Annotated in this window: 17 protein-coding genes; 11 read left to right on the top strand and 6 right to left on the bottom strand. The window is 70.2% G+C overall.

The annotated features are described in order from the left end of the window. Nucleotides 1–602 precede the first annotated feature (602 nt). Nucleotides 603–1,640, top strand: a complete 1,038-nt coding sequence (locus Y09_RS03960) for a MauE/DoxX family redox-associated membrane protein (RefSeq protein WP_053916341.1) — start codon at nucleotides 603–605, stop codon at nucleotides 1,638–1,640. Next, nucleotides 1,637–2,788 carry a hypothetical protein gene (locus Y09_RS03955; RefSeq protein ID WP_053916340.1) on the top strand — a complete coding sequence of 384 codons (1,152 nt, stop codon included), beginning with the start codon at nucleotides 1,637–1,639 and terminating at the stop codon, nucleotides 2,786–2,788. The genes Y09_RS03960 and Y09_RS03955 overlap by 4 nt, the downstream gene beginning before the upstream one ends. Nucleotides 2,789–2,835: 47 nt before the next feature. Here Y09_RS03955 and Y09_RS03950 read toward each other — a convergent pair whose 3' ends face one another. After that, complete coding sequence (locus tag Y09_RS03950) at nucleotides 2,836–4,359, bottom strand: choice-of-anchor G family protein (RefSeq protein ID WP_053916339.1); 1,524 nt, start codon at nucleotides 4,357–4,359, stop codon at nucleotides 2,836–2,838. 424 nt (nucleotides 4,360–4,783) lie between these two features. Between Y09_RS03950 and Y09_RS03945 the strand changes: the two genes are divergently transcribed. After that, complete coding sequence (locus Y09_RS03945; RefSeq protein ID WP_148639511.1) at nucleotides 4,784–5,347, top strand: low molecular weight phosphatase family protein; 564 nt, start codon at nucleotides 4,784–4,786, stop codon at nucleotides 5,345–5,347. On the opposite strand, the gene Y09_RS03940 is transcribed toward Y09_RS03945, so the two are convergent. Genes Y09_RS03940 through manA form a run of 3 tightly spaced genes read right to left on the bottom strand, consistent with a single transcriptional unit; the run spans nucleotide 5,348 to nucleotide 7,988 of the window. Next, nucleotides 5,348–6,493, bottom strand: coding sequence for a hypothetical protein (locus Y09_RS03940; protein ID WP_053916337.1), 1,146 nt, complete (start codon nucleotides 6,491–6,493; stop codon nucleotides 5,348–5,350). Further along, complete coding sequence (locus Y09_RS03935) at nucleotides 6,490–6,777, bottom strand: PqqD family peptide modification chaperone (RefSeq protein WP_053916336.1); 288 nt, start codon at nucleotides 6,775–6,777, stop codon at nucleotides 6,490–6,492. The genes Y09_RS03940 and Y09_RS03935 overlap by 4 nt, the downstream gene beginning before the upstream one ends. Beyond that, nucleotides 6,774–7,988, bottom strand: coding sequence for a mannose-6-phosphate isomerase, class I (gene manA / locus Y09_RS03930; protein ID WP_053916335.1), 1,215 nt, complete (start codon nucleotides 7,986–7,988; stop codon nucleotides 6,774–6,776). Before manA ends, Y09_RS03935 begins: the two co-directional genes overlap by 4 nt. A gap of 121 nt (nucleotides 7,989–8,109) precedes the next feature. On the opposite strand from manA, the gene Y09_RS03925 reads away from it, so the two are divergent. Next, nucleotides 8,110–8,943 (top strand): nucleotidyltransferase family protein, encoded by an 834-nt coding sequence (locus Y09_RS03925; protein ID WP_234695620.1) that lies wholly within the window; start codon nucleotides 8,110–8,112, stop codon nucleotides 8,941–8,943. Here the strand turns inward: Y09_RS03925 and Y09_RS03920 are convergent. Then, nucleotides 8,843–9,454 carry a VanZ family protein gene (locus tag Y09_RS03920; protein ID WP_053916333.1) on the bottom strand — a complete coding sequence of 204 codons (612 nt, stop codon included), beginning with the start codon at nucleotides 9,452–9,454 and terminating at the stop codon, nucleotides 8,843–8,845. The two genes, Y09_RS03925 and Y09_RS03920, sit on opposite strands and share 101 nt — an antisense overlap. Nucleotides 9,455–9,456: 2 nt before the next feature. After that, nucleotides 9,457–10,836, bottom strand: a complete 1,380-nt coding sequence (locus tag Y09_RS03915) for a sugar transferase (protein ID WP_234695619.1) — start codon at nucleotides 10,834–10,836, stop codon at nucleotides 9,457–9,459. Between the two features lie 528 nt (nucleotides 10,837–11,364). Between Y09_RS03915 and Y09_RS03910 the strand changes: the two genes are divergently transcribed. The 7 genes from Y09_RS03910 (at nucleotide 11,365) to Y09_RS03880 (ending at nucleotide 17,619) form a co-directional block, all read left to right on the top strand. Further along, a complete protein-coding gene (locus tag Y09_RS03910) occupies nucleotides 11,365–12,084 on the top strand; it encodes a glycosyltransferase family 2 protein (protein WP_082358618.1) in 720 nt (239 codons plus the stop codon). Nucleotides 12,085–12,345: 261 nt separating this feature from the next. Continuing rightward, entirely contained in the window at nucleotides 12,346–13,323 is a 978-nt protein-coding gene (locus Y09_RS03905; protein ID WP_053916331.1) for a glycosyltransferase family 2 protein, read from the top strand. Then, complete coding sequence (locus Y09_RS17440; RefSeq protein ID WP_159419633.1) at nucleotides 13,320–13,844, top strand: DapH/DapD/GlmU-related protein; 525 nt, start codon at nucleotides 13,320–13,322, stop codon at nucleotides 13,842–13,844. Before Y09_RS03905 ends, Y09_RS17440 begins: the two co-directional genes overlap by 4 nt. 1 nt (nucleotide 13,845) lies before the next feature. Next, nucleotides 13,846–14,805 (top strand): glycosyltransferase family 2 protein, encoded by a 960-nt coding sequence (locus Y09_RS03895; protein WP_053916329.1) that lies wholly within the window; start codon nucleotides 13,846–13,848, stop codon nucleotides 14,803–14,805. Next, nucleotides 14,802–15,806 (top strand): hypothetical protein, encoded by a 1,005-nt coding sequence (locus Y09_RS03890; protein ID WP_053916328.1) that lies wholly within the window; start codon nucleotides 14,802–14,804, stop codon nucleotides 15,804–15,806. The genes Y09_RS03895 and Y09_RS03890 overlap by 4 nt, the downstream gene beginning before the upstream one ends. After that, nucleotides 15,803–16,654, top strand: a complete 852-nt coding sequence (locus tag Y09_RS03885) for an alpha-1,2-fucosyltransferase (RefSeq protein ID WP_053916327.1) — start codon at nucleotides 15,803–15,805, stop codon at nucleotides 16,652–16,654. The genes Y09_RS03890 and Y09_RS03885 overlap by 4 nt, the downstream gene beginning before the upstream one ends. Further along, the gene (locus Y09_RS03880; protein ID WP_082358616.1) at nucleotides 16,651–17,619 is read left to right on the top strand and encodes a glycosyltransferase family 2 protein; all 969 of its coding nucleotides are present in this window, start codon (nucleotides 16,651–16,653) and stop codon (nucleotides 17,617–17,619) included. Before Y09_RS03885 ends, Y09_RS03880 begins: the two co-directional genes overlap by 4 nt. The last annotated feature ends 4 nt before the right edge of the window (nucleotides 17,620–17,623 follow it).

The following is a 17,623-nucleotide window of genomic DNA, read 5'->3' as shown; positions in this document are numbered from 1 at the left end:
ACCTGCCGTGGGAGCCGGCGCTCCGCCGGTGAGATCCATGGCGACCCCCGACGGCATCTCGGTCCCGCCTCCTCCTTCGGAGGGCGTCGCTGGATCAGCTAGGAGATTGTCTCGCGCAGACGCCGCGTCCTGCTCCATCACGTGTTCCTCTAGCTCCCTCGCCTGCTGCTCGAGCTGCTCCGCCACGTCGTTCAGCAGATCTCGCACCTCGCGCGCAGCGTTCCGGAACCGGTCCGCGTCGACACCGCGCCAGATGTCCTCGCGACAGGCCTGGCCCAATACGGACGTCCCGATATCGGTCAAGCGATCGGAACCGCGGTCGATGAGGCCGTGCAGTCCGGTCGACCGGGCGCCGCACGTCACGGTGAAGCTACCAGCTGCCGCTCGCGGACTCCTGCGTCTCCGGGATCTGGTTCCCTGCGGGGCACGTGCTCGGGAGGCAGCACCCGCTTCCGGCGCGAACCGTCCTGCGGGACTGCGCCGACCTGCACGGTGCGCCGTGGGCGAACGACCTGTCCGTCCCCGTTCCGTCGGTGGTCGATGCCGGACAATGGAGGGGACGCCGTCCCGAAGGCCGGGCCGACGCGAGGAGGCTCCCCCGAATGGCTGTGCTGCTGTCGGCACCGATCCTGCTGTCGATCACCCTGCTGATCTCCGGGCTCGCGAAGCTCGGCGCGCGCGAAGGGACTCAGGACGCGATGCGCTCGCTGCGCCTCCCGCTGCCGGCGTTCCACGCCTCGGCCGCCTCGGTGCTCCCGGCCATGGAGATCTTCCTGGCGCTCGCGCTGTGGATCCCGGTGCCGCCCCTGCAGGTGCTGCTGGCAGGCCTGGTGACAGCTCTGATGTTCACTTATCTGGTGATCATCGCGCGGGCGCTGACCTTCGAGGAGCAGGTGCACTGCTCCTGCTTCGGCACCCTCGCCTCCCCCACCGTCTCCCGCACCACGCTGGTGCGGAACGTGATCCTCAGCGTCCTGGGCGTTCTGGCCGTGGTCGCCGCCGCGAGCGGCGCGATGACCACTCTCCTGGTGCAGGCGCCGATGGGGCTGATCGGTCTCGGGCTAGCGCTGCTGATCGCGATCGCGCTGACGGCCGCCACGATCGGCGGAAGCGTCGCCGAGCCCGATGCCGGCGCCTCGACCGCTCCCGTCACTACCGCGGCCGATGCGGACGAGGACGAGCTGCTGGACTACGAACGCAGCCCGATCCCGGCGGCGGTGCTGCAGCAGGCCGACGGCCGCCTGATCACCCTCACCCAGCTCACCGCGCAGCGGGCGGCGCTGCTGGTGTTCGTCACCGAGGGCTGCGGGCCGTGCGAGCGAGTGCTGGACCACGCCGAGGAGTGGATCGGCGAGCTGGAGCAGACGCTGCAGGTGCGGTTCGTGTTCTCCCGCCCCCTGGACCAGCTGCGCGAACGGACGACGGACCGCGTCGAGGGCCACGCCCTCCACGACCTGCAGTTCACCGCCCGCACCGCCCTCGGCGGCACGAGCGCGCCGAGCGCGGTGCTGCTGGGGGCCGACGGCCAGCTCGCCGGCGGCCCCGTCAACGGCGGCAGCGCGGTGATCGAGTTCGTGCAGGAGATCCGGGAGCAGCTCGCGGAGGCGGGCGTCGGCGGCGAGCCGGACGCGACCGAGTGAGCGGAGAGGCTCCCGCGGAGCAGTCCGGCGGTTCTCGCCTGCTCTTCGTGGACTGGGCGCGCAGCGCCGCCTATGTCCTGATGGTCATCGCGCACGTCGCGCCCGGCGACGGCCCAGCCCGCATCCTGCTGGTCAGCGAGTTCCTCACCGCTCCCCTGTTCGCACTGCTCGTCGGAGTGGGCGCGCAGCTGAGCTGGTCCGCTTCGGGACAACACGGCTGGCGGTACGTTTTGCGGGAGGTGATCCGGGCGGCGCTGGTCATCGTACTCGGGCTGCTGCTCGCGCAGTCCGCGGCGAGCGTTCTGATCGTGCTCGTGCACCTCGGGGTGCTGATGCTGCTGTGCCTGCCGCTGGTGCGGCTGCGCATGACGGCGCTGGCGGCCTTCGCGGCCCTCGCCCTCTTGCTGGCCGTCGGGGTGCCGGGTCTGTATCGCGGTCTCACCGGCGGTCACGGAGTGACGACGGTCGCCACTGAGGCGGAGGAATTCGTGATGGCGCTGGGCCTGATCGGCGGCATCGGCGGCTACCGGATGACGGGCCTGCTGCTGTGCGCGGTCCTCGGGATGCTCGCGATCCGGGCTCTGCAGAGTGCGAAGGCGGCGTGGTGGCGCGGAGCCCTCGTGAGCGCCGGCGCGTTCGCGGTCATGCTGGCCCTACTGGTCGCTCCGAACCTGCTGGGGCTGTACGAGGTGCACGCCTATGACGGCACCCCCTCGGAGCAGATCGGCGTGGCGAGCGGGGCGCTCGGAGTCCTGTTGGCCATGTGGGCGCTGGAGAGGAGCCCCCTCGGCCGCGCGCTGCCGTCGAGCGTCGCGCAGCTGCTCGCCGCACCGGGCCAGGCGGCGCTGACGCTGTACGCCCTGCAGATCCTCGTGCTCCACGTCTACCAGGTGAACAATCAGCTGGTCCGTGACGACCACTGGTGGATGCTCGCTCTGCTCATCGCGCTCGGCGTGGGCTTCGCGATGATGTGGCAGGCAGTGCTCGCGCCGCTTGCACGCCGCATCCCGTCTGCTCGCCCGTGGGTGCGCGGCCCGCTCGAGGGGCTGATCCGCGGAGTCCAGGACCTGCTCATGCCGCGCCCTGTCGAGGCGCTCTCCTCCGCAGGAGGAGAGACGACGTCGTCACACAGGACAGGCGCCCGGTAGTTCCCCGCGCGCCTGTCCTGGCGAGATCTCGGCCGACGGCCCTGACGTCAGGCGCCCGCGCGGGGCTCGTTCTGACCCACGGACCCTCGAGCGACGGCGAGGTTGAGCAGGTTGAGCATGCCGAGCACCTCGAGGTGGAGCGCCGAGACGTCATATCGACGTTCCGGGGTAATCGCTCCGTAGTAGGACGGCATCGTCCCTGTCGCATTCTTCTGGGCATTGACCGTGAGCGCGAGAACCCCTCTGAGCACGTCGAAGAGCGCGGACAGCAGTCCGTTGACCCCGGTCAGCGCGGTCTGCAGCACGCCGGAGTCGTTGAGCAGCATGTGGAGGGTCGATTCCACGAGCTCACCGATCCCGCCGAGCAGCGGGTTCAGCAGGCTCCCGAGATCGATCCCAACTCCAGCGAGCGAGAACTCCGCCGTCGCGGTGCCCTCGAGGAAGTCGCGCAGCGTGCCTTCGATCAGGAGCCCGGTGGCACCCAGGCCGCTCACGCTGCCTGCGCGCACCGTCACCGTGACAAGATCCTTGAGCCGCTCGAGGAGGTCCTCCACCAACTTGTTCACCAGCGTCGCCACGGCGTCGGTCGGCAGTGGCACGTCGACGAAAAGACGGGTGTTGGGCGCCAGCTCATTGAGGAACGGCGAGATCGCACCGGTGTACGCACCGCCGAGCAGCGAGGCGACGTCGACGGTGATCGTGCCGTCCCCGAGATCCACCTGGAGGGCCGCGTTCCCGGCCTGGGGGATCGGCTGAGCGGTGAGCTGGGTGAGATCCACCGTCGCTGTGACCTCGAGCGCGCTCTCCCCCAGCGCGGAGAGCAGAGGGCCCAGCAGCGGAACTCCTTCCAGGAGGTCCCACACCGCGCCGGTGGAGATGGTGAGCGTCGGCAGCACCTGTTCGAGCGCCGAGAGCAGATCCCCGACGACGTTCGACTCAACGAGGAGGCGGAGGTAGGCGAGGAGATAGTCACGCTCGACGGTCTCCTCGGCGACCCCTCGAGCCTCGTTGCAGACGTAGTCGAGCTCCGCCGTGCCGGCGGCTGCGCCGATCTGCAGATCGAGGCCCGCGATGAGATCGATGAGCTCCGCCACGCCGGGTCCCGTCGCCTGCTGGAGGATCGAGTAGAGGTTGATCGTGCCGAGGGCGGGGGGATTCGGATCATCGACCGAGATGGCGATGGTCCCGTCATTGCTGACCGCACCTGCGCCGCCGACCTCGGGCGCCTCCGGGTACAGCGCGGACTGCGACTGCTCATTGGCGTAGGCGTACTCGTTGAGCACCCCGGCATCCTGACCTGCCACGAAGTCGAGGACGGTGGTGAGCGCCCCACTCAGGCCACCCAAGTTCAGCTGGATCGCGCTCAGGGCCTCGACGGTCAGAGGGTTCGCCTTGAGGTCCGACTGGGATCCGTCAGCTCCGGGCGCGGGCGGGTCGAACGCCTGCGCGTGCACGCCGTCGACCTCGGCGAGAGCATCGAGGTTCGCACCGCCGATCTGACCGCTGAGCATCCGCGCACGTGCCTGCGAGTCGAGCAGGGTCGTATCCGAGCAGGAGACGGACAGCGCCATCGCCGGCGCGCTGAGCGAGAGCGCGGCGACGGGGGTCGCCCAGGCCGCGCCCTTGACGAGGGTGCGGCGGGTGAAGGCGGAGTGTCCGGCCTCGGCGGGGCGGACACGGGAACCTCTTTCGGGCGCAGGCGGCCCGGCGCCTCACCTCACGAGTGGCCGGGTCGCGTCGAGTGGACGACGGGGGACGCTTCGCTCCGGGCGCGCCATCTGGCGCCTTCCGAGGGAGGCGCTCTCAGGCGGACAGGTGCGACGGCGGACCGTCACGCCCCCGATATTGGCATACCCTCGGCGAATAGAAACGAGGGCGGTCACGAATCTTCATCTCCGACACCCTTCCGTGACCTTACCGCCGAGTAGGTTTCCCGCGTCGCCACTTTCATCTGGACATTTCCGACAAGTCTCCTGTGGCGTCTAGTCTGTGCGCATGAGCTCTCCCGTCCCCGTGCGCCACCCGGAGCTGCAGCTGCCCTCGGTCCTGTTCGTGTGCACCGGCAACGTCTGCCGCTCCCCCTTCGCCGAGCATCTGCTGCGCGATCGACTGCCCGGCATCCACGCCGCGAGCAGGGGCATCTTCGCCCTGGAGGGCCGTGCAATGGAGTCGCAGATGGCGGGCGAGCTCTCCGCACGCGGCGTCGACCCGCAGGGCTTCCGCGCCCGCCAGGTATCCGCCGCAGATCTCGGGGCGGATCTGATCCTGACGATGTCGCGTCGGCAGCGCGCCTATCTCCTAGATGAATTCCCTGCCGTTGCCCGGCACATCGGACATATGGGACATATTCCAGAGCTCGCTCGGATGGCGTCGGAGAATCCGGATGCTTCGCTGAAGGAACTCGTCTCCGCGTGGACGCGTCGCGCGATTCCCTCCGGCCTCGACGTGCCCGATCCCTACGGCAAGGATGCGGCGCAGGCGGCACGGACGGCCGCATTGCTGACCGAGCGGTTGGAGCAGCTGGTGCCGGTGCTGCGCCAGGGCATCCTCGCCCCCTGATCAGCCCTGGCGGGCCCAGCCGTGGCCCACGAGCTCCGCGACCGCGCCACGGACGAGGGCCGCGCTCTCGGGGTGCTCCCCGATCTCCTCGACCACCAGCTGCTCGAGCTGGTCGACGGTGAGGGGGCCCGCGTCGGCGAGCAGGTCCCAGACCAGTCCCGAGAGGCCCGGCAGGTGGATCGCGCCGTGCTGGCCGAGCACGAACAGCCCGGACTCGACGGCGAGCGCCTGGCGGAACGGAGCGGCGGCGATCGTGCCGGGCGCCGGCACCGCGTCCTCGCCGCCGGCAGCATCGCTGGGCCGCGGCGCGATCTCGACCGTCTCGACGTGCTCGGGCGGCGGCAGGCGGCGCAGCAGCTCCTCGAGCTCGGCGGCTTCCCGGTAGCGCACCTCCAGAGCGCCGCCCACGGAGTCCAGCAGGGAGGCGAGCGCGGCGAGGCCGCCGGGCACCTCCCACAGCGAGGAGGTCTGCGGCACGATCCGGGTCAGCGCCTCGGACAGCGGCACCCGAGTCACCGTGGAACCCTCCCCCGCCTCGTCCTCGTCCCGGATCCGTTCGAGCAGCAGCACCATCGCCGGTGCCGGGGCGGCCATCTCATCGGCGGCCCGCAGGCCCAGGCCGGGCAAGGTGAGATCCCGCTTCGCGCCGAGCTCCGGGTCGTGCTTGGAGACGGGCTTGGGATACGGGGTGATCGCGAAGCTGCCGGGGGTGATGATCGTCAGCTCGTCGGTGAGATAGGCGCCGTCCCGTCCGAGCAGGGAGGAGGCGGTGGACTTCCCGGCCCCGGACGCGCCGACGAGCACGAGGGTGCCGAGCTCGGGGTGGGCGACGGCGCCGGCGTGGAGCAGCAGGCGGGTGCCGATCAGTCGGCGGATCACCTCGCGGGTGAGGTGGCCGGAGATGGTGTAGCTCGCCTCGGGCCGCGCCTGCAGCGGGACGGTCCCGGCGGGGAGCTCGCCGCCGGCGAGCGCGTAGTCGAGGCGGATCTGCGGCGTCGCACCGTCGTCGTCGGCGGAAAGCAGGTGGGACCACAGGGTGTCGATCTCCTCGGCCACGGTCTCCAGGCCGGGCCCGAAGGTGAGCAGCACGCTGTGGCCGGCGACCTCGAGCCGGGTCGCGGAGACGGTGGTGGGTGCGGCGGTCACGCGGCGTCACCGTCGATCGTCTCGAGGATCCCGCCCGTATCGAGCTCGGCGAGGAAGCCGGTGATGATCTGCTCGGCGTCGGCGGGCACGTCCTCGACCTCCTGGCGCAGCCGGTCGGCGAGCTCGGCGGGGCTCGCGGCGCGGTCCGGCGTCTCGGCGAGCAACTCGAGCACGAGGGCGCCCACGCGCTGGATGCGGGTGATCGGGCCGTGGGGCAGCGCCCCCACCCACAGGTTCTCCCCGTCCCAGTCGCTGACCAGAGGGCGCAGCCGGTAGCGGGTCACGGGACGCTCGCCTGGACGAAGCGGCCGGAGCCGCCGGCGTGGAGCTGACCGGCGGCGGCGGGCACGAACAGGGCCCTGCCGGCGGTGAGCACGTGGCGGCCCAGGTCGCTCTGGAGCAGCACCTCCCCCTCGAGGCCGAGGAGGGTGCGGGGTCCGCCGCCGGGGACGCGGTGGCGGGTGCGGAAGGTGCCGGGCGGATCCGTGAGCGTGGTGAGCGACAGCTCGAAGTCGTCGACGGGGGCGTAGTAGGCGACGGACGTCGCGTTCTGCCGCTCCGGTGCGACGCGCAGCGGCGGCGCGGCCTGCACGCTCACGCACTGCAGCATCTCGTCGGCGTCGACCTTCTTGGGGGTCAGCCCGGCGCGCAGCACGTTGTCGCTGGTGGCCATGATCTCCAGGCCCACGCCGTGCAGGTAGGCGTGCAGGGTCCCGGCGGGCACGAACATCGCCTCGCCGGGGCGGAGGGTGACGGGGTTCAGCAGCAGCGCGGCGACCACGCCGGGGTCGCCCGGGTGGTGCTCGGCCAGCAGCGCGACGGTCTGGTCGATGCGCGGGGAGGGCGAGTGGCCGGAGTCGGCGCGTGCCCGGCATGCCTCGACGACCTGCTGCACCGCCTCGGGGTCCGGGCGCATGGCGGAGGAGACCAGGGTGCGGAACGCGGCGCGCATGCCGTGGGCGGTGGGGCTGCGGGTGAGGAGGGTGTGGAGGCGGTCGGTGAGATCGGTGCCGAGCCCCTGCAGGAGCGCGGCGGCGCGGCGCGGGGTGCGGAATCCGCACAGCGCGGTGAATCGGGTCAGCGCGACGAGCATCTCGGGCTTGTGGTTGTCGTCGCAGTAGTTGCGCAGCGGCGACTCGAGCGGGAGCCCGGCCGCGGTCTCCGCCGCGAAGGACTCCTGGGCGTGCTCGCGGTCGGGGTGGACCTGCAGGGACAGCGGCTTCTCCGGCGCGATGACCTTCAGCAGATAGGGCAGTCGGGCGCCGAAGGCGCGCTCCACGCCGTCGCCGAGCATGCGGCGCGGGTCCGCGGCGATCGCGGCGTCGAGGCCGGCGCCGGCGTCCTGCCCGGTGGCGAGGGTGGAGGGCGCCAGCGGATGCGCCCCGTACCAGGCCTCGGCCCAGGGGGCGCCGTCGGCGGGGCGGCCCAGGAACTCGGGGATCGCGGTGGTCGATCCCCAGTCGTAGTGCTGGATGCGGCTATCGAGCTCCCACACGTCCGCTCCCCCTCCCCTTCTCGTCCCTGCGTCCTTCTGCGCTCATCACGAGCATCCTTCCGCCCGCGGGCGCTGCTGCCGGTCCCGCGGCCAGGGGCCCGCGGCTCCTACACTTGCCCCCATGACATCCCTCGTGCAGGTGCCGGTCCCGGTGCGTCTGCGCATGGCCCATGGCTGCCTCGACCATATTGCCCGAGGTGCGGGTGTGAGAATCCTGCACCTCAAGGGGGAGGCGCTGCATCCGCTGCTGGCCGAGGGCCGCGCCGGCTCCTCGGACTGCGACGTGCTGGTGGACCCGGCGCAGGTCGCGACGCTGGTGGCCGCGCTCGAGGCCGACGGGTGGGAGCAGATGACCACCTTCGAGCACGGCAGCGTGTTCGCGCATGCCGCGACGTTCCACCATCGCGTGTGGGGCACGGCCGATCTTCACCGCGCCTTCCCGGGTCTGGACCGGGATGCGGCGGCGACCTTCGAGCAGCTGTGGGCGCGCCGGGAGAGCGTGGATCTCGGCGGCGCTGCGTGCGCGGTCCCGGATCTCACCGCGCAGAGGCTGGTGCTGCTGGTGCACGCCGCCCGCGATGCGAGCGGCCGCTCCCGCCATGACGTGCGCGTGGCCTGGACCGAGGTGAACGAGGCGGAGCGGGCGCGGATCGAGGGTCTCGCCGCCGAGCTCGGTGCCCAGGTGCCGCTCGCGCTCGCAATCGGTCGCCCGGAGACCGTGGAGGGCCTGCCCGGGGCGCGAGTGTGGCAGGCGGTGCACGACGGCGCCGCCCCCTCCGAGGTGTGGCGGGCACGGCTGCGGGACGCCGACGGCGCCTTGTCGAAGGCCCGGCTGCTGGTCGAGGCGCTGCAGGTCAATCGCGATCATCTGGGCCTCCGCCTGGGCCATGCCCCGTCTCGGCGCGAGGTGCGCCGGGAGTGGTGGGCACGCTGGGGGCGCTTCCTGCGCCGCTGAGCCCCGGCCGACGGGCCGACGCGTCGGCCGGCCGCTCCGTGCGGCGGTTCCGTGCGCGACTCCCGGCGAGCCGTCGCACGAGCAGCCCGAGGCCGACGCCGAGCGCGGCCCCCGCGGTGTTGGCGAGGATGTCGACCAGGTCCTGCTCCCGCGTGCCGATCTCGCCCTGGTAGAGCTCGACCGCGATCGAGAGCCCCGCGCCGGCCGCCACCCACCACCAGGTGGGCACCAGCACGGCGAGCGCCGCGAAGAACGGCACGAACAGCGCCATGTTCGCGAGCGCCGCGAACGTCTCCGGGGTGATCTGCTCACGCAGGCCCACGGCACCGGTGACGGCGTACCAGATCCGGACGTTCAGACGGTTCACGGCCCAGCCGTCCGAGGTCAGCAGCAGCGCGCCCGCCGCGAGCGGGTAGAGCAGCAGCACGAGCGCGGCGAGGAGGCGGAGGGGGCGGGGAAGGGCAGGGCCGGTGCGCTGCGCGGCCCCCGCCTCCGGGGCGGGCCGGGCCATCGTCAGTAGGCGCCCGAGGAGGCGAGCACGGCCTTGACCGTGCGGATGAGGATCTGGAGGTCCTGGGTGAAGGACCAGTTGTCGACGTAGTAGGTGTCCAGTCGCACCGTGTCCTCCCAGGAGAGGTCGCCGCGCCCGGAGACCTGCCACAGACCGGTGATGCCGGGGCGCACGTGCAGGCGCCGACGGGCGTCGTCGTCGTAGCGCTCCACCTCGCCGGGCAGGGCGGGACGGGGGCCGACGAGGCTCATGTCGCCGCGTAGCACGTTCCACAGCTGCGGCAGCTCGTCGAGGGAGAAGCGGCGCAGGAAGCGTCCGGGGGCGGTGATGCGGGGGTCGTTCTGCATCTTGAACATGACCGTGTTGCCGCGGTCCTGGACGGCGCGCTCGACCATCTCGACCTTCACGGCCTCGGCGTCGGTGATCATCGTGCGGAACTTCAGGAACTCGAAGTTCTTCCCGTCGCGGCCCACGCGCTGCTGGCGGAAGATCACCGGTCCTCCGTCGTGAGCGCGGATGCGCAGCGCGATCACGGCCAGCAGCGGGGAGATCACGACGAGGACGAGCGCGGCGACGACCACGTCGAACAGACGCTTGGTCCAGCGCAGGGCCTGGCGGGCGCGGGGCAGGTCCATGTGCACCAGCGGCAGGCCCGCGACGGGGCGCATGGTGACGCGGTCCGCGGAGATCTCGGTGAGGGCGGGGACCACGATCACGCCGATCTTCTCGTGCTCGAGCTTCCAGGCGGTGCGGCGGAACTCCTCCGCGCTCGCGGAGGAGCCGGCGGTGAACAGGAGCATGTCCGGGGCGGCGGACTCCGCGATCGCCAGCAGGTCACGCTCCGCGCCGAGCACGGGGATCCCGAGCCGGGAGGAGTCGGCGATGCCGCCTGGGGTCACGGCTCCCACGATGTCGTAGCCGAGCCACCGCTCGCGGTGCAGGGTCGCGGCGATCCCGTCGACGTGGCCGAGGGAGCCCACGGCGATCACCGACTGGCGGAAGCGGCCGCGCACGCGGGCGGTGGCGAGGCCGCGCCGCAGCAGCAGCCGGTTCAGCAGCAGCAGCGGCGGGCCCGCCACGAAGAGCGCGAGGAAGAAGGCGCGGGAGAGCTCGAGATCCAGGAGGTAGACGAACGCTCCGATCACCCCGAAGGCGGCACCGGAGGCGTGGAGCACGTTGCGGTAGAGCTGCGGGCCGGAGGTGAGCTGACGACGGTCGTACCCGCCGAGCATCGCGATCGCGGCCAGCCAGCCCAGCGCCATGACGAGGGAGGCGCTGGCGACGTTCTCGCGGAGATCGCCGGCCGGCGGCAGGACGAGCTGGCGCACGGCGAACGCGATGCCCACCGCGAGGGCGAGCGCGAGCACGTCCGCGACGATCATGGCCGGCAGCGTCAGCAGGCGCAGCCGTGCCTCCGGCGTGCGCCGGGTCCGCGTCGAGGATCGGCGACGTGCCGGCGCAGCCCGCTCGGCGTCTAGATCGGTCAAGGTCCCCACTCCCAGGTCCCCGGGAACAGCGTTCAACAGCCCCTCCACGGCTCATCGGCGACCACTGCCACCGTCTCACACCCCTGCGCCGGACCGTTCGGCCCGACGCCCCGCCACCTCGAGCACCCTAGGGAGATAACGGGCGAAGCGACGTTTGGTTGCGACTTTAATCGTGGGTGGCGACAGACGAGCACAGTTGTGCAGAAATTGTGATCAGCGACGCCGGGCTAACGCGGGCGCCCACGCGCCCCAGAGCGAGAGGTAGGTCCGCTGCGTGAGGGCACGAGAGAGCTGGACCGGCTGCCGGGTGGTGCTCAGTGTGAGCGTGCCGGTGATGTCGGCGGCGATCTGCTTCCCATGCCAAGCACCGCGGCGCCGGGCGCCGTCCCATGACCCCTCGCGAAAAGGGTTAAGTTCTGACGCATGGACTATGCGGGACAGTTCTCTGTCGTAATCCCGACGCTGCAGCGATCCGACGACCTCCACGCCATGGTCGAGCTCTGCGCGGCGCATCCGCTGGTCGCGGAGGTGCTCGTCATCAACAACGCCCCCGCCCCGCTCGAGTACGGCTCCTCGAAGGTGCGGGTGCTCGATCAGGGCGAGAACATCTTCGTGAACCCCGCGTGGAACCTCGGCGCCCGTGAGGCACGGGGCGAGTACGTCGCGATCATCAACGACGACATGCGGTTCGATCCCGAGCTGATCGACCACGCCGCAGCGGCTCTCGCGAAGCCGTTCGTCGGGATCGTCGGGATCGACGGCGCGCACATGAACCGTCCCCGCGCCGAGAAGATCCGCACCCGGGTAGCGACCTACGAGCACGTCACCCTCGGGTTTGGGATGATCATGTTCCTCCGCGCCGACGACTACGTCCCGATCCCTGATCAGGTGAAGATCTGGGGCGGCGACGACTGGCTGTTCATGCAGCAGAAGCATCCGAACCGTGTCCTCGTCGGCGCCCGAGTCGAGACCGACTTGTCCGTCACCTCGAGTTCACCCGAGTTCCAGGCACTCCGGAAGCAGGAGTGGGACGCCACGAACCAGATGATGGGCCCCGTGCACGGGACCCGATGGTGGCACCGCCCCGCCCACGCCCTCGCGCAGGCGAGGAAACTGCGCGCGAGGGTGCGGGCCGGCCGTTAGTACCCGTGCAGGCCCGGGTCTCGTGCGAGACGCTTCGGACAGGTCCGGGAGCTGGGTCTGGAGGCCACGAGGTTCTTCCCTGTTCCGGGGCCGCCTCGACCGTCCGACGGCGGGTAGCACGCGTTCAAGGCGAGCGTGCGGCCTGAGAGGCGAGCGAGGACGGCGAGACTTTCGACCGGAGCCCTCGAGTTGCCGCTATCGTTCGACTCGTCGCACGCCCGCGCCGAGCGCGGGCATCCGGTGAGGAGCAAGGAGGGAGACGTGGCCGGTCCATCGGTCAGCGTGATCATCCCGTGCTTCCAGGCGCAGGCGACCATCGCGCTCCAGCTGGCCTCGCTCTCGGATCAGGTCGACGCACCGTCGTTCGAGGTGATCCTCGTGGACAACGACCCCGCGCAGCGCCTCGACGAGGACGTCGCGGACTTCCTGCACTCCAGCGCTTTCGATCTGCGGATCGTCCGCGCACACGAGCATCAGGGCTCCTCCTATGCGCGGAACGTGGGGATCTCCCATGCTCGCGCCGAATCGCTGCAGTTCTGCGACGCGGATGACGTCGTCTCACGGACATGGGTGAGGAACGGACATCTCTCGACTCTGGACTCGCTGCTCTGGACCGGGGAGTCGATCCTGCTGACCGAGGCGCCGTTCTCGGCCGGGCTCGAGGCGGTCCGCCGGGAGTTCGACGCTCCTCCCCCGGAGTGGAGTGCGCCGGCGGACAAGCAGACCGGTCCGTTCCCCGTCCTGATGGCAGGGAACTTCGGTGCGGCACGTTCGACGCTGCTGGAGCTGCAGGGCTTCGACCAGGGCTTCGCCCACTACGGCGACGACAACGACCTCGCCTTCCGGTCTCGGCGCGACGGCCACCGGGTCCCGGTCGCGGAGTCGGTCCGCATCGCGTATCGAGGGAAGTGGTCCGCGACGCAGCGCATGCGCCGCGGGTTCCACGACGCACGGGCCCGACGGCGGCTGCTGATCGTCCACGGAGCGTCCTCGCAGTCGCCCGTCCCGCCGTGGCCGGTCGACATCGCCCGATGCCTGGCGGCGACTGTCCTTATGCCGTTCCGTCGCTCGGTCGCGCCGTTCGACGTCGCCATGCGGTGGTCCCATGCCCTCGGCAATGCGAGCGGATCGCTTCGCTTCGGATGGCCTCGAAAGGCGCCTGCGTCGACGCCAGGGCACGGACTCTCCTCTTCGCCCACTCACTCCGTCGATCCTTCGGAAGGGACGGTGACCGCATGAAGCTGCCGCTCGCAGGGTCCGTGAGGCGGGCACTCCTCCTGGCCGCAGGATCTCCCGTGGTGCCGATCCGGCACCGGGCTCGACTCCTGGCTCGGCTGGGCGTTGCCGGCGTCGACGGCGTCGCGCTAGGCCACGGCGTCACCTTCTGCAATCCGAACTCGATCAGCGTCGGCGCAGGAAGCTTCATCAACAATCAGGCCTACTTCGATGTGGGCCCGATCCACCTCGGAACCCATGTCACCGTAGGGCCCCGCGCGATGTTCGTGACCGGTGGGCACGAGATCGGGCCGTCCATGCAACGGGCCTCAGCTGGCGCCCACCGCGGCATCACCATCGGTGACGGCGCATGGATCGGCGCAGGGGTCATCATCCTCCCGGGCATCACGATCGGCGCTGGTTGCATCATCGGCGCAGGAGCCGTGGTAACCGCTGACTGTCTTCCCGACAGCGTCTACGCAGGCGTTCCCGCTCGTAAGCTGCGCGACCTGGATCCGGACGAGCAGATCGCGGAGGTGAGCTGACGTGAGCAGGACCCCTCCGCGCCTCAGTGTCATCATCCCCGCACACAATGCGGCGAGCGTGATCGGCGAGCAGCTCGAGGCGCTGCGCGAGCAAGAAGGCGCCGAGCCCTTCGAGGTTCTGGTCTGTGACAACAACAGCACCGACGGCACGGCACAGCGCGCACTCGACGACGCAGGATCCCTGGATCTGCGGGTCGTCGACGCCTCGGGCCCTGCAAGCGCCAGCCACGCCCGGAACCGGGGTGCCGCGGCCGCAGCGGGCGAGATCCTGCTCTTCTGCGATGCCGACGATCTCGTGGACCCGCAATGGGTCGTCGAGCTGTCGACACCACTGTCCCGCGGTGCCGATGTCCTCGTCGCGAGCGCTCTGCATCACCAGCGCTTCAATGACGTGGAGGTTCTCCGCGCCTACGACATCGGCCCGGACCCCGACCGTGCTTCGGTCCCCGATGAGTCTTCACAGCCGCCCCCGTATGCGGGATACCTCCCCACGGTTCCCGGCAATGGCTTCGCCATCCGACGAGACCGCTATCTCACGCTGCACGGGATGGATCACTCGTACCCGGGCGGGGCGGAGGAGACGGACTTCGCATGGCGTGCACAGCTTGCCGGCGTGCGCGTCGTCGTGCGCCCTCGCGCCGTCGTGCACTACCGGCTGAAGGACACGCCCCGTCCTCTGTTCCGACAGCAGCGGATCCAGAACTTCGCGAGGATCCTGCTCTGGACCCGATATCGCGAGCAAGGGATGTCCGGACCGAGCACCGCGTACTCCCTGGGCGAAGTGGCTCGCCACCTCCCGGGACTCCTGCGTCGACAGAGCCGAGCCGACCGGCTGCGCACCGCGCGAATCCTCGGTGGGAACCTCGGTGCGCTGCAGGGAATCCTCACCTTCCGCATCCTCCGTCGCTCTCCCACTCCTCGCACCGACGAGATCACTCTCTCGGAGGCACCGGGGCGATGACTTTCGACATCCTTTACATCCGAGCGGGTGGGAACGGCTGGGGACCCATCGACCAGCTCGCCGATCTCACCGCTCGGCTCCTCGAAGGCAACCTCGTCACCCTGCAGGATCAGGGCGAGGTCTCGATCGCCCGCAAGCTCCTCGGACAGCTCCCGCGGCACCGTTCGAGCCGACGAGCGCTTCTCGTCCTCGCCTCGAACCCGGCTCACCTCGCCTACGCCGCCCGCCTGCACCATTGGCTGCCCGGGTACCGCACGACCGCTGCCTGGGTGATCGACTCCTTCTGGAGTGATCGCATCTCGCGCATGGCACGGCACCGCGGGCATTTCGACCACATCTTCATCACCGACTGTGACCTGCAGGACGAATGGAAATCCGCGACTGGGACCGAGATCCACTGGGCACCCTGGGGCACCGACACCCTCGCGATCAAGGACCTGCCGACCGAACGCACTGTCGACCTGCTCCGCATCGGACGACAGCCTGCCGCTTGGGACGATGACCGTCGCACGGAGGAAGCCGCTGCGGCCGTTGGACTAACCTTCGAAGGACGGCCTGCCATGGATCCGGATCCTGCGGTGAACCAGCAGAACGTGCGCTCGGCCCTGCTGCGCTCCAAGTTCGTGCTCGCCTTCTCCAATCTCGTGAGCCCTGCCGACTACACACATCCGACCAGGGACTACGTCACTGGGCGTTGGACCGACGCGCTCGGGGCGGGAGCGATCGTCGCGGGGGTCGCGCCGAGCGCCGCTGATCGGACGCTTGGTCCTGCGGCCACGATCGAGATCGATCCCTCAAACCTCTCCCGTGGGATCGAGCAGATCCGTGAGGTCGTCGTTCGCTGGTCCCCATCGATTCCTGCGCAGACTCACGCTCATGCGCGTGCGACGCTGGACTGGCGGTGGCGGATCCATGAGATCGCCCTCGCGCTCGACCACGCCCCATCCACGCAGTTCCAGAACGAGCTCGCCCTTCTCGAGGCAGGAGGAACGATCCGATGATCCGGTCGGCGGCGGAGAGCACGGCACGAAGCCTGCTGAACACCGTGCGCGAGCGTCCCGGAGCACGCACTATCCAGGGATCGTCGGACGCCATCCGGGGCGGCAACAACCTCTACCTGTGGCAGTGGGCCCATCTTGAACAGCGCGCCGGACGACGTGCCGCCGTGCTGCGCTCCGCCACCATGCCCGACTGGATCGACGAGTTCCCACTCCTCCAGGACCTCACGATCGACGAGAGGGAGATCTCCCTCCTCGATCGCCGCCGGTTCGCGACCCGCTTCTTCTTCGACCACGACTTCGATCGCGCGCAGAACAGGGACTTCTGCCTGGCGCTCGTGGACAGCAGCGACTCCTTCCGCGCACGACGCTCACGGATCCGAGATCAGATCGCTCCCGAGACCCTTGTGGTGAACGTGCGCCGTGGCGACTACTACGAGGTGCCCGAGTTCTTCTCACGATTCGGCCTGGACATACAGAGCCACGTCGCCGGTGCAGCAGAGCTCGTGCTACAGGCCGGTCGTCCTGTCGACGACGTCCTGGTCGTCTCCGACGACGTCGACTGGTGTCGCCGGGAGCTCACGTCAGTGCTCGGCGATATCCGGACGCTCGAAGGCAGGTCCTCGCCGTTCGACGATCTCGCTGCGCTGTCCTCAGCCACCACCCTGGTCCTCGCGAACTCGACATTCTCCTACTGGGGCAGCCACCTGGCCTCCTCGTCCGTCGACGAGCATCTCGCGATCGCGCCGTCCCACCACGAGATCACACCTGACGGAAGCCTCATCGCCCCGATGTTCGACCCGGCCTGGCCCCGCACCGAGTACTCGCCGCTCCGAGGAGCAGCTGGATGAGCAAGCTGCCGTCTATTAATCCACTGGCGACCGCGCAAGCCGCCAAGCATCGTCTCTTCGTCGCTCGCCGAAGCGCGGCTGCAGCGTGCGACGCCGTCGCCTTTAGAGTCCGCCGTCGTAACGCACTGCGACGTGCCGCGGAGGGGATCACTCTTCCCCCGCTGCCGACTGCGGGCCGGGGCGAGATCTGGGGCATCGCCATGGTCCGGAACGAGGCTGACGTCCTGGAGGGCACGCTCACTCAGCTGGCGTCACAGGGCGTGGACCGCGTGCTCTGCGTGGACAACGGATCGACCGACGCCACACGGGACGTGCTCGCCTCCGCCCCACGAGACCTTCCCGTGATCGTCGGCGACGACTCATGGACCGCATTCGAGCAGTCCGCGAAGATGACCGTCCTCGCTGATGCCGCACGACGAGCGGGAGCCGCCTGGGTTCTGCCCTTCGACGCCGATGAGCGCTGGATGGGACAGGGCGGCTCCATCGCCGACGTGCTGCGCAGCACTGCCGCACCCATCGTCGTCGGCGAACTCGTGAACGCCTTTCCCGATCCGCTTCAGGACGGGGCGTGGCGACTGGATCCGATGGCTCACCATGACCCGAAGATGGCCTTCCGCCCGATGCGAGGAGCGGTGATCGGCATGGGGAACCACCGTGTGATGCGCCCCGGCGACATCGTCCCTGGTCTCGGCATCGTCCATCTCCCGTGGCGCAGCTTCGAGCAGTTCCGGGCCAAGGTGGAGCACGGTTCACGAGCGCTCGACGCGGCAGAGCTGGACGCCGATGCGGGATGGCACTGGCGCCGTCTCGGGGCGATGGACGAGAGCGAGCTGCGCGCCGCGTGGCACGGCATGCTCTCCGGCGAGAAGATCCCCGAGAACGCCTGGCAGCCGGGCGATGTCACCGTGCCGTTCTCTGTCACCGATTCACTCCACTGGGACGACATCGTCGCCGCACGTCTATAGCCCC

This window comes from Brachybacterium sp. SW0106-09 (genome assembly GCF_001293905.1).
GTDB classification, from domain to species: domain Bacteria; phylum Actinomycetota; class Actinomycetes; order Actinomycetales; family Dermabacteraceae; genus Brachybacterium; species Brachybacterium conglomeratum.
This window is presented reverse-complemented; position numbering and strand designations above follow the sequence as displayed.

Coding starts and splice junctions, on each gene's coding strand:
- Y09_RS03960 (WP_053916341.1), top strand. CDS start 603: ATGGCTGTGCTGCTGTCGGCACCGATCCTGCTGTCGATCACCCTGCTG.
- Y09_RS03950 (WP_053916339.1), bottom strand. CDS start 4,359: ATGGCGCTGTCCGTCTCCTGCTCGGATACGACCCTGCTCGACTCGCAG.
- Y09_RS03945 (WP_148639511.1), top strand. CDS start 4,784: ATGAGCTCTCCCGTCCCCGTGCGCCACCCGGAGCTGCAGCTGCCCTCG.
- Y09_RS03925 (WP_234695620.1), top strand. CDS start 8,110: ATGACATCCCTCGTGCAGGTGCCGGTCCCGGTGCGTCTGCGCATGGCC.
- Y09_RS03920 (WP_053916333.1), bottom strand. CDS start 9,454: ATGGCCCGGCCCGCCCCGGAGGCGGGGGCCGCGCAGCGCACCGGCCCT.
- Y09_RS03915 (WP_234695619.1), bottom strand. CDS start 10,836: ATGATCGTCGCGGACGTGCTCGCGCTCGCCCTCGCGGTGGGCATCGCG.
- Y09_RS03910 (WP_082358618.1), top strand. CDS start 11,365: ATGGACTATGCGGGACAGTTCTCTGTCGTAATCCCGACGCTGCAGCGA.
- Y09_RS17440 (WP_159419633.1), top strand. CDS start 13,320: ATGAAGCTGCCGCTCGCAGGGTCCGTGAGGCGGGCACTCCTCCTGGCC.
- Y09_RS03890 (WP_053916328.1), top strand. CDS start 14,802: ATGACTTTCGACATCCTTTACATCCGAGCGGGTGGGAACGGCTGGGGA.
- Y09_RS03885 (WP_053916327.1), top strand. CDS start 15,803: ATGATCCGGTCGGCGGCGGAGAGCACGGCACGAAGCCTGCTGAACACC.
- Y09_RS03880 (WP_082358616.1), top strand. CDS start 16,651: ATGAGCAAGCTGCCGTCTATTAATCCACTGGCGACCGCGCAAGCCGCC.